The 12,171-nt window shown below is 34.7% G+C and carries 8 protein-coding genes; 6 read left to right on the top strand and 2 right to left on the bottom strand.

Going from position 1 to position 12,171, the window contains the following annotated elements; translation table 11 throughout:
* Positions 1–366: 366 nt before the first annotated feature.
* Complete coding sequence (locus ABH960_RS29150) at positions 367–1,848, top strand: serine hydrolase domain-containing protein (RefSeq protein ID WP_404449899.1); 1,482 nt, start codon at positions 367–369, stop codon at positions 1,846–1,848.
* Positions 1,849–2,289: 441 nt separating this feature from the next.
* Positions 2,290–2,880: a hypothetical protein gene (locus tag ABH960_RS29145; RefSeq protein ID WP_404449897.1), complete on the top strand. Its 591-nt coding sequence runs from the start codon at positions 2,290–2,292 to the stop codon at positions 2,878–2,880.
* Between the two features lie 147 nt (positions 2,881–3,027).
* Here the strand turns inward: ABH960_RS29145 and ABH960_RS29140 are convergent, their stop codons facing one another.
* Together ABH960_RS29140 and ABH960_RS29135 are read right to left on the bottom strand one after the other, a co-directional pair.
* Entirely contained in the window at positions 3,028–3,186 is a 159-nt protein-coding gene (locus ABH960_RS29140; RefSeq protein WP_001179369.1) for a hypothetical protein, read from the bottom strand.
* A 242-nt stretch (positions 3,187–3,428) separates the two neighbouring features.
* Positions 3,429–5,126, bottom strand: coding sequence for a helix-turn-helix domain-containing protein (locus ABH960_RS29135; protein WP_404449901.1), 1,698 nt, complete (start codon positions 5,124–5,126; stop codon positions 3,429–3,431).
* Between the two features lie 549 nt (positions 5,127–5,675).
* Here ABH960_RS29135 and gntR point away from each other — a divergent pair.
* The 4 genes from gntR (at position 5,676) to gndA (ending at position 11,072) form a co-directional block, all read left to right on the top strand.
* Entirely contained in the window at positions 5,676–6,407 is a 732-nt protein-coding gene (gntR, locus tag ABH960_RS29130; RefSeq protein WP_404449894.1) for a gluconate operon transcriptional repressor GntR, read from the top strand.
* Entirely contained in the window at positions 6,400–7,935 is a 1,536-nt protein-coding gene (gene gntK / locus ABH960_RS29125; RefSeq protein WP_404449892.1) for a gluconokinase, read from the top strand. The genes gntR and gntK overlap by 8 nt, the downstream gene beginning before the upstream one ends.
* A 116-nt stretch (positions 7,936–8,051) precedes the next feature.
* A complete protein-coding gene (gntP, locus tag ABH960_RS29120; RefSeq protein ID WP_404449890.1) occupies positions 8,052–9,398 on the top strand; it encodes a gluconate permease GntP in 1,347 nt (448 codons plus the stop codon).
* A 264-nt stretch (positions 9,399–9,662) separates the two neighbouring features.
* A complete protein-coding gene (gene gndA / locus ABH960_RS29115) occupies positions 9,663–11,072 on the top strand; it encodes an NADP-dependent phosphogluconate dehydrogenase (protein WP_113735673.1) in 1,410 nt (469 codons plus the stop codon).
* Positions 11,073–12,171: the final 1,099 nt, after the last annotated feature.

The following is a 12,171-nucleotide window of genomic DNA, read 5'->3' as shown; positions in this document are numbered from 1 at the left end:
AATGCCCAAAATCCCTGTTTTTGATCGAAATCAGGGATTTTGTCTATGTTTGTTGATTATAGTTTATTTCCAAAGCACTACACTACATTTAAAAAACGCAAGTCATGTTATTCAACAATCCGGCCATTTAATGGAAAAAAATCGCAAATGAAATTGGATATTTATGTTAATATTAGTGTAGAATTTGTAAAGGATTGTCTTAATCTAAAATTACAGTTAACTTTATTGGTTGAACATAGAAGTAGTTTGTATGGGTATAGGTATTTAAATAACAAGGTAGACAAGGAGACTGAAATGATAAACTTTGTTAAGCAAGAAAAACTTAAATGTTCTATATGCGGGAATGAAATCAGAGAAAAACAGATTATGAGGAAAAGGCAATTTACAATCGGCAAGATGTTCGTAATCGCCATACTAATGCTAATGATAAGTGTTAACGGAGTTGTATTTGCAAAAGATAACGAATCTAGAAATGGTAGTTTTGATATTTCTAAGATTGATAAGTTAATGACAAGTGAGATACAGAGACTGAACATTCCTGGTGCATCCTTGGCAATCGTAAAGGGGGATCAAGTGGAATATATACAAGGATATGGTGTTTCAAATCCAGATGGGACAAGAATGACATCGCAAACGCCAATTGTTCTTGGTTCGACTAGTAAATCGTTCACGGCTCTTGCCATTATGCAGTTAGTGGAGCAAGGGAAAATCTCGCTAGAAGAACCTGTGCAATCCTACATACCTAGGTTCCGAATTGCAGATGAAGAAGCATCTGCAAAAATCACCATTCAACATTTACTGAATCATACAAGCGGTCTTTCTACAAATGATGGTCAAGTATCTATATCCCAAGGGAATACAACATCAAAAGAACATATAAAAAGCTTGGCAAATACAGAATTGACATATTCTGTGGGCGAACAATACCAATACTCGAATTTAAATTATAACATTTTAGGTTTAGTCATCGAAGAGGTTACGAATAAATCGTATAAAGAGTATATTAATGAATTCATATTCAAACCGCTTGAAATGAACAATAGTTATGTTGATCCAAAAGATGATACAAAAAATACAATTGCGACTGGATACCAAACTGTATTTGGATTAAAGGTACCAACGAAGCAGTTAATCCATGAAGGGACTGTTGCATCAGGTTACCTTATTTCAAGTGCGGAAGATATGGCAAATTACATGATTGTACAATTGAATCAGGGAGAATTCAAAGGGAAAAGTATTCTATCAGCGAATGCGATGACCACAATGCATCGTCCATCAGCACCCGTTGAGAATGATACCTACTATGCAATGGGATGGGAAGTAAATAAGGAAGGGATCTTCCATATGGGATGGACAGAGAATACATACTCAAAAATTTTGCTAGATGGGGAGTACGGCATCAGCTTGCAGATCAATTCAATGGATTATCTTAATCTTAATGAATATGATGCCATCATACGCGGGATAAACAAACTGGTACATAATGAAGAACCTTCTATATCTGATAGCAATCCATTTATAAAATATGTAATTATTGATTTGATTTTACTGACAATAGTTGCTTTAATTGTTTGTTCAGCTTACAGAATTTTCAAACCTAAAAATCGTAAAGTAGCAACATTCCGTAGGATTCTAAATGGGTTGTCTATATTAGTATTTAACTGGCTGCTGCCATTGATTATTTTAATTGGATTTCCTAAATTATTTGGTCCTTTGTCTACGGTAACATTATTTGCTCCAGGAATAGGCCATCTCTTATTTTTAATACCGTTGCTCTCTATAATTATGGGAGTCGTTAAATTAGGTAAGGTAACACTAACATTAAAGAAAAATACTTTCGATGCATAAGCTGAAAAGTCGTGATTGATTTTATGAATTGTCTCTCTAGTAATTGAAAAAATATGTTATTTTAATTTCATTTAATCCTCCTATCCCATTAATATTTTTCAATAGGAGCTCAAGTGCGATAGATACTATCATAAGGGGTGCCATCATTTCTTATTGAACTAAAGGGGCTTTAGTTCAATAAGAAATAAGTGATTGTGTTTTTAGGTCTCGTTCATGATTTAATTTATTCCATTAAAGAGCGCTATTGTTGAATGAGCCTTAGATTTTCAAACGATTTTATTGTTATATTTTGAGTACAGTGAAGTATCTTATATCAAAAATTAAACAACTAAATTTTAACCCCGTCCTAAATTTTGAACGGGGTTATGCTTGTTTTAGGTTTAAAAATTAAATAACTTTATTTTCTTTTCACAAATGGATTAAATATTAAGGGTTGGAGGAATGACATTGGAAATAGTTAATTTAAATTTGCCCATGGATAGTATGCATTTTTTACTTAATCATCAAATTAAAGAAAATGAATTCGAATGTCTCAATGTAGAATTTCACACCTTTTCTAATGGTTTTCTTTTAGATGTAGTGGAATGGACAAAACAAAATGATTTTTCTTTTTCGATATTGGATAAAGAATATACAGAAAAGTTTTTAGCGAGTTTAGAGAAGTTTAAGCCATACCTTGTTATTGGGAGCAATATGGAATCAGGTAATCTAATTACTATCTACCAGCCCACAGGAGAAATATATGAGCTAGAACATGAAATTACGGAAAGAGTAGAAAGATATTTTGTTAATTCTTCTATAGAGAAAATGTATTGCTGCTTCCATTATTTTAAAAAGTATTGGGTTCAACTAATAGAGCAGGAACACTACAAAAACCATGATCTAATAAACACTTTTTATGGATTAAAGAACAAATTAGTGGAATTTGATAATAACATACTAATAAACGATGATGACTACAATAGACAATTTTGGAATTCTTTATACCAAGGCAATTTAAACTTCCTTTTGGAAAAGTTAAACGAAAAATAAATTATTTCAAATTGAGATACTTACATGAAATAAACTTTATTTCAAAGCAAAAAACGACTTTTTAAGAAACAAAACCCGATTACGGAATAACTCCTTACTGAATAAGATTTTAAAGAAGAAAATTAAAACTCAGTAAGGAGTGGTTTCTTAATCTCGCATTGCCCCAGCTTCTCGGGAAGTCATTGCTCCTTGTCCTGCTCTTACATCATTTTGAATTTCTTGTTTTACTTTTTGCGCATCAGTTTCTGCAAAATTTGGTTTCATAATAGAACCAGACTTCTCTATAGCTTTTTTATGATTTTGCATACAAACCCTCCTCAATTTAACGTTTAACAATCTTATTTTGTACAAAAGTACACTCGGTATACCCCGAGTAGTTGAACGAATTTCACGTAAAGTAAAGGAGGGGAAATTAAATACGTGGTTTCTGTTTTTAGGAATAGCAAATAGAAATTATTCCAATATCGAGCGCAATTATGGAGCAATACATGTAGAAAATGAACAAACTAAAAAGAAGCAGGTACCTCTGTAAAGGTATCTGCTTCTCTTTACATAGATTCTATAATCATTTGTCTTTCATACCACTTGTTTAGTTTTTCATTAACACTTTTTGAAATACGCTTCATTTTGTTATTACAGAATCTTGATAACGTAGCAGGGGATAGACCTATTTCATCTGCTATCTCACGCATTGTTTTATTTTGATGCATATGCTGATACATAATTTTTTCTCGTATCACATCTTCTGATCCTTCAGGAGTTTGTTTTACTGTATCTAGAATATAATGGTCCTCCTGCTTCTCTTGCATACCAATTGCTTTTTTCTTTACCATACTATCTATATTATTCATCAATTCTTTTGGTGGTAAGATAATGATTCCTAATTTTGAATAGTAATTCTTAAACCAATTACGTTCTCCTATCTTTGTTTCATCCAATTCCTCTGCATATGCCCAATGTGAAATTACATTTTCCTTTTCTAAATCAATTAAAACATTTTCTAGTTGTTCACGAATTCGAGTTGGGCGACCCTTACTTGTTTTTATACCGATGACAGATAGTAGACCTTTTTCTCCACCAATGGAGTATGGTCTTTTTAAAGTACTGTATTGTTGACGAATTCGCCACTGCCAGGATAAATAACGTATTAAACGTTTATGAAACTTGTGTCTATAACTATTATACTCTAATGCTTTTTTTGACAATAAAGCAGTTGTACTATTAGAACCATACAAATAGCCTGATAAGAAACTCCCTGGCTTAATCTTACAGGATTCTATTCCCATGTATTCATTAGTATTCTTATCTCTCCATAGCACTACAGAATCAAGTACGAACAGCCTTTTGATTACTTCACGTTTCATTTCGAATTGTTTGCCAGTTTCTGCTTGATCATTCAGTACTACGACTTCATTATCATCATTCAAATAAATAAAGATACTAGCCAGCGCTGCAATACGTTGCGCTACCTTTATCTTATCTTCTGCACGATAATACTCTACACCGTTTGCTGATGCTTTTGGCATATTACATAATTCCAATACATTTTCATAACTAAAATCTATGAATTCATCTGGAGATTTAGCTTGATTTAACCATTGTATTGTAATGGTATCCAAACAGTCTGCTGTAAGATCATCCATATTACTAATTACTCCATCAACCAATATAGACCATCTTTCTGCTTCGTTTGTATTCACTAATCTCAAATCCTCATCTTTATGTGAAGATAGTTGTGCAACTCCGCTTGAATTCTTTGTTTCTAATGGCAGTACCTGTTTTGCTACTGCTTCATCTTCCTCAAAATGATTTTTTGCTATTCCATCACGTAGTTGATAATACATTGCGTCATTGGTTACAGGATAGTAATCATCCGATATATCTTCTATATGTTCTGTTACCTGACTATCTTCAAAAATTGAAATTTGAGTTGGTTCAACTGCTTCAACTTTTTCTCCGAATTCTTGTTCAATGATCTTATTTAGTACATTTTGAATCTCAATTTTATATTTATCCAGATTGGCATAAATGTTCAACAACGATATTCCTTGCTCTTGTTTCTGACCTAACCAAGAAACAAGTGTTGAAAAGGAAGGGGACATATTAGCTGATGTTACTAATTTATCGTGATTCTCTTGTACTTCTTTATAGTATTTATTCCATTTGGCCCATAACTGCTTGTTTTCTTCATAAATTGGAGCAGCAAGTAGGAGGGCATCACTGAACAATACTAATACTTTTTCCATATTTAAGTACCTCCTAACAATGTTAATAACCAATATAATTTAAATCCTAACACTATGAAACGTCATAGCTATATGTTGGCTACATAACCTTTAAGTTGAAATGTTATCTGAATAATCCGCACAATTGTTGATTTTTACTCGTTCTATTGTGGATCATTTAAATTCTCTTTACTTGTCTTTAATTATATAAGACTGCTTCTATTTGTAAAATCATTACTTTACAATACAATTTCAATTTTTAAAAGTTTTTAATGCTCAAATTCAGTTACTGTTACATTCTTAACATCTATATTTTTGATTCAAAAGATTGTAAACCCGAGTGCTAAATATGTTGATGTAAGTCCTTGGATATCGTATTCTTCAGTTTTCCATTCCCTAAATCTTCTTCATCAACAATAATAGTTTTTGGGGCGACTCGATTTGTTAGCTTGATAATTATGGGGCTTTCCTCTAAAACAACCAAAGCAAACAATAAAAGCGCTTGCATAATTAAAAATCCGAGTTATAATACTTGTATACAAGTATACTTGATTAACACGAGGTGAGTTTATGACGAAATCAATGGAATTTCTTTATCCTGAAAAATGGCTTTCAAAAGCTTCTACAGGTGATCGTGTTGCGAGCGAACTGAGAATGCGCATTATTGCAGGTCAAATTGAAAGCGGTACCATCCTATCGGAAAATAAATTAGCTGCCGATTTTTCTGTAAGTCGGTCACCCGTTCGTGAAGCATTAAAAGTACTAGCTTCTGAAAATATTATTCGCTTAGAAAGAATGGGCGCAGTTGTCATTGGTTTAACCGAGAAAGAAATCGAAGAAATATATGATGTTCGTTTACTTATAGAAACGTTTATCTTTGAGCGACTTGTAAAGATGGACACAAATGATTTAGTAAGAGAACTAAATAAAATAATGGAAATGATGAAAATCGCCATTAAATATCATGATTCTGATGAGTTTTCTTATCAAGATCTCTTATTCCATGAAACGATTATTCGAACCATTGAGCATTCCTACATCCTGATGATTTGGAATAATTTAAAGCCTGTTATGGAAAGCTTAATCCTTTTATCAATGCGTACTCGTTTCAAGGAAAAGTACGAAGACTTTGAACGGGTTATTAAAAATCATGAGCTTTATATAAAAGCAATCGAATCAAAAGATCGAGCCCTCATGATTGAGGCCTTACATCAAAACTTTGATGATGTTCAAGGGAAAGTTGAAGATCTCTGGATGTCACAACAAATGTTATCTAAAGGAGTAGAGCAAGGACATGAGTAGCTATATGTTAGGTATAGATATCGGTACAACAAGTACGAAAGCAGTTTTATTTACTGAAAAAGGCGAAGTCATCCAAACCGAGAATATTGGTTATCCACTTCGCACACCGGATATATCCACAGCGGAACAAGATCCAGAAGAGATTTTCCAAGCTGTTTTACAAGCGATATCAAATATAACGAAACAGCATTCAGATAAAAAACCATCGTTTATTTCATTTAGCAGTGCTATGCATAGTGTCATTGCTATGGATGAAAATGATCAGCCGCTGACACCTTGTATCACTTGGGCAGATAATCGTAGTGAGGCATGGGCACATAAAATCAAAGATGAACTGAATGGCCATGAAGTTTATAGACAAACAGGAACACCTATTCACCCAATGTCACCATTAAGTAAAATTACATGGATTGTGAATGACCATCCGGAAATTGCTATTAGAACGAAAAAATATATTGGAATCAAAGAATATATCTTCAAACAATTCTTTGATCAATATGTTGTTGATCATTCCATCGCTTCGTGCATGGGTATCATGAACTTAAAAACACTAGATTGGGATGAGGAAGCTTTAAAAATTGCTGGTATAACACCAGCTCAATTATCTGAACTCGTACCAACCACCCAAATATTTAGCAACTGCAATCCAGATTTAGCCCAAAAGATTGGTATCGATTCTCAAACACCGTTTGTCATTGGTGCCAGTGATGGGGTGCTTTCTAATCTAGGTGTGAATGCAATTCGAAAAGGTGAGATTGCTGTCACAATTGGGACAAGCGGTGCTATTCGGACCATCATTGACAAGCCACAAACAGATAAAAAAGGAAGAATATTTTGTTATGCCTTAACGGAAAAGCATTGGGTAATTGGTGGACCGGTAAACAATGGCGGAATGGTCCTTCGCTGGATTCGTGATGAACTTGCTTCATCAGAAGTAGAAACTGCGAAAAGACTAGGAATTGATCCATACGATGTATTAACTAAAATAGCTGAACGCGTGAGACCTGGTGCAGACGGATTATTATTCCATCCATACCTCGCAGGTGAACGTGCACCATTATGGAATCCAGATGTACGTGGCTCCTTCTTCGGTTTAACGATGTCACATAAGAAGGAACATATGATTCGTGCAGCTTTAGAAGGCGTTATATATAATTTATACACTGTATTCTTAGCGTTAACCGAATGCATGGATGGTCCTGTAACCCGTATTCAAGCAACAGGCGGCTTCGCAAGGTCTGACGTTTGGCGACAGATGATGTCCGATATTTTCGCATCTGAAGTCGTTGTTCCAAAGAGCTACGAAAGCTCTTGTCTAGGTGCATGTATATTAGGTCTCTATGCCACAGAAAAAATTGATTCTTTTGAAATCGTTTCCGAAATGGTTGGCAGTACCTACAAACATACACCGAAAGAAGAAGCAACAAAAGAATACAGACAATTACTGCCGATATTTATTAACCTATCAAGGGCGCTAGAAGACGATTATACACGAATTGCAAATTATCAAAGAAATTTAATAAAGTAAAACCTTCATCAGTAATCCCCCAATCCTCACTTCTCTCTAAATCTTGAGGTGGGGGGACTTACTGCCAACTTATAGTGGGATAAACACAAATACAGCTAATATTGGGGGGAACTACGATGCCATTAGTCATTGTAGCAATTGGGATTTTAGCATTACTTTTACTGATAATGCGCTTTAAATTAAATACCTTTATTTCATTAATCATTGTATCGGTCGGGGTTGCTTTAGCACTTGGAATGCCACCAGAAAAAATTTTTAAAACCATTGAAGCGGGATTAGGCGGAACACTTGGTCATTTAGCACTCGTTTTTGGACTTGGTGCGATGTTAGGTAAGTTGCTTTCAGATTCTGGGGGCGCACAACGCATTGCCATGACCCTTGTGAAAAAATTCGGGGAAAAGAACATTCAATGGGCTGTTGTGACTGCCTCATTTATTATCGGTATTGCATTATTTTTTGAAGTAGGATTAGTATTATTAATTCCGATTGTATTTGCTATTTCAAGAGAATTAAAAGTTTCTATCTTATATCTCGGTATTTCGATGGCAGCAGCTTTATCTGTAACACACGGATTTTTACCGCCACACCCAGGACCAACCGCTATCGCTGGTGAATTGCATGCAAACATCGGTGAAGTATTACTTTACGGTTTTATGATAGCGGTTCCAACAGTTGTGTTAGCTGGACCTGTATTTACTAAACTTGCAAAAAAACTAGTACCTGAGGCGTTCACAAAAACTGGTAATATCAAATCTTTAGGTGAGCAGAAAGTATTTAAACTTGAAGAAACTCCTAGCTTTGGAATCAGTGTTTTTACCGCTTTACTGCCTGTTCTTTTAATGGCAATCGCTACAATTATTAATTTGCTGCAAAAAACAATGGGATTTACAGATAATAGTTTACTAGCAGCAATCGAGTTTATTGGAAATGCGGATACAGCCATGTTGATATCCTTACTAGTTGCGATCTATACAATGGGATTGGCAAGAAATATTCCAATCAAAAACGTGATGGAATCTTGTACAACAGCGATCTCGAATATTGGGATGATGCTCTTAATTATTGGTGGAGGCGGAGCCTTCAAACAAGTATTAATTGATGGCGGCGTTGGTAACTATGTAGCCGAATTATTCAAAGGAACTTCATTATCACCGATCTTACTCGCATGGATTATCGCTGCCATCTTACGTATTTCATTAGGGTCTGCTACGGTTGCTTCATTAACAACTGTCGGTTTAGTGATTCCGATGTTAGGTCAATCTGATGTTAACCTTGCTTTAGTTGTCCTTGCAACAGGGGCTGGTAGTTTAATTGCTTCACACGTGAACGATGCTGGTTTCTGGATGTTCAAAGAGTACTTTGGTTTAAGCATGAAAGAAACATTTGCAACATGGACTTTACTTGAGACTATCGTTTCTGTAGCCGGATTAGGATTTACTTTATTATTAAGTTTATTTGTATAGATCTTTCTAAACAATAAAAGGGATACGGAAGCTGTTTAATGTGATTTTTCATAATTAACCGGTTATTTTTCATGATTGATTAATAAGGATGAAAATTTCTCTTTATTTTTTAACTTGATAGTGATGTGCCGTGTCCCTATAACCTTTTGCACGAATACTGGCGGTGCCTATTGAAATGAAAAAGATTGATTATTTGATTAAAGTGTTATTTTAGGTATATATACTATAATACAGAGTAACATACATGGAAAGGAACGATGGAATATGGCAAAGTTACAAATTGGAGTTGTTGGTGTGGGCGTTATGGGAAAAAGCCTGGCACTTAACTTTGAAAGCAAAGGGTATTCTGTTGCCCTATATGATATTTCAAAGGAAAAAGTTGATGAAATCATTGAGGAAAACCGTGGTAAAAACTTAGTTGGTACTCATATAGTTGAAGAGTTTGTTAACTCACTTGAATCACCTAGAAAGATTTTATTAATGGTTAATGCAGGGGAAACTACAGATAAGGCGATTGATTCTCTAGTCCCTCACCTCGATAAAGGTGATATTTTAATTGACGGTGGTAATACATACTTTGTCGATACAATTCGCCGAAACAAACGTCTTGCCGAAGAAGGAATCAATTTCATCGGTGCAGGTGTGTCAGGCGGCGAAGAGGGTGCATTGAAGGGACCATCTATTATGCCAGGCGGACAGAAGGATGCATACGAAAAAGTAAAGGATATGCTTGAAAACATCTCTGCAAAAGTGAATAACGAGCCTTGCTGTTCTTATATCGGACCTAATGGGGCAGGCCACTATGTAAAGATGGTTCACAACGGTATTGAGTATGGAGATATGCAATTAATTTGTGAAGCATATTTCTTCTTGAAACAAACACTTGATTTGACTGCAGAAGAGTTCCATGAAATATTTGCTGAATGGAATAAAGGTGAACTGAACAGCTATCTAATTGAGATTACAGCCGATATCTTCAAGAAGAAAGATGAAGAAACTGGTAAGCCATTAGTGGATGTTATTCTTGATACTGCAGGACAAAAGGGTACAGGGAAATGGACAAGCCAAAGCGCACTTGATTTAGGTATCTCTCTCCCTATTATCACGGAATCTGTATTTGCACGTTGCATTTCTGCTTTAAAAGAAGAGCGCGTGAACGCAAGCAAAGTTTTATCTGGCCCTAAAGATAAAACAGCAATTGGAGTTGAAAAAGCTGAATTAATTGAAGCAGTGCGCCAAGCTTTATATATGAGTAAAATTTGTTCTTATGCACAAGGATTCACGCAATTGAAGGCAGCTTCTGAGGAATATGATTGGAACCTTGATTTTGGCAGCATTTCTATGCTTTGGAGAGGCGGATGTATTATCCGTGCTGCCTTTTTACAGAACATTAAAGAGGCTTATGAGACAAACACTGACCTACCGAACCTTTTACTTGATCCATACTTTAAAGAAATTGTAGAGTCATATCAAGGCGGATTACGCCAAATTATCTCAATGGCGGTACAACAGGGCATTCCGATACCTGCATTTTCAGCAGCAATTTCTTATTATGACAGCTATCGTACTGCCAAACTACCTGCAAACTTGTTACAAGCGCAGCGCGATTATTTTGGAGCGCATACGTATAAACGAGTAGATAAAGAAGGTACATTCCATACAAAATGGATATAAAATAAGAAATGGACTAAGATTAAATTCTTAGTCCATTTTTCATCCCACGATTCGCAGGCTATAAGACTCCCACTGATGGAAGTTCACTTTAAAAAGATGACTGAATAAAAGTGCGTTTATTTTTCCCATTTAGATGAAAAACCACATAACCTATAAGTTGAAATGTTATCTGAACAATCTGCACAATTATTGGTTTTTACTCCTTTTATTGTGGATCATTTTAATTCTCTTTACTTGTCTTTAATTATATAAAACTGCTTCTATTTGTAAAATCACTACTTTACAATACAATTTCAATTTTTAAAAGTAAATTAGTTAAACACACTGATTTTTTGCTTAACGCCTAGATAACTTGTTACTCTAAGTCAAAACTTAAATCCCCCAGCTGCTTCTTATTTAAAACTACATAACCTTATCATGGCTATAAACTCTTATTTGAAACTGCATAGCTTTATCGGGGCTATAAACTCTTATTTGAAACTGCATAGCTTTATCGGGGCTATAAACTCTTATTTAAAACTACATAGCCTTATCATGGCTATAAACTCTTATTTGAAACTGCATAGCTTTATCGGGGCTATAAACTCTTATTTGAAACTGCATAGCTTTATCGGGGCTATAAACTCTTATTTGAAACTACATAGCCTTATCATGGCTATTACTTCTTACTTGAAACTATATAGCTTTATCGGGGCTATAAACTCTTATTTGAAACTATATAGCTTTATCTTGGCCATAAGCTCTTATTTGAAACTGCATAGCCTTATCACGGCTATTACTTCTTATTTGAAACTATATAGCCTTATCATGGCTATAAACTCTTATTTGAAACTGCATAGCTTTATCGGGGCTATAGGCTCTTATTTGAAACTATATAGCCTTATCACGGCTATTACTTCTTACTTGAAACTATATAGCTTTATCTTGGCTATAAGCTCTTATTTGAAACTATATAGCCTTATCGCGGCTATTACTTCTTACTTGAAACTATGTAGCCTTATCATGGCTATTACTTCTTACTTGAAACTATATAGCTTTATCTTGGCTATAAGCTCTTATTTGAAACTATATAGCCTTATCGCGGCTATTACTTCTTACT

Source organism: Bacillus sp. RC252 (genome assembly GCF_044909215.1).
GTDB classification, from domain to species: Bacteria; Bacillota; Bacilli; order Bacillales; family Bacillaceae_G; genus Bacillus_A; species Bacillus_A mycoides.
The sequence above is the reverse complement of the archived record's forward strand: the minus strand, read 5'-3'. Positions and strand labels throughout refer to the sequence as shown.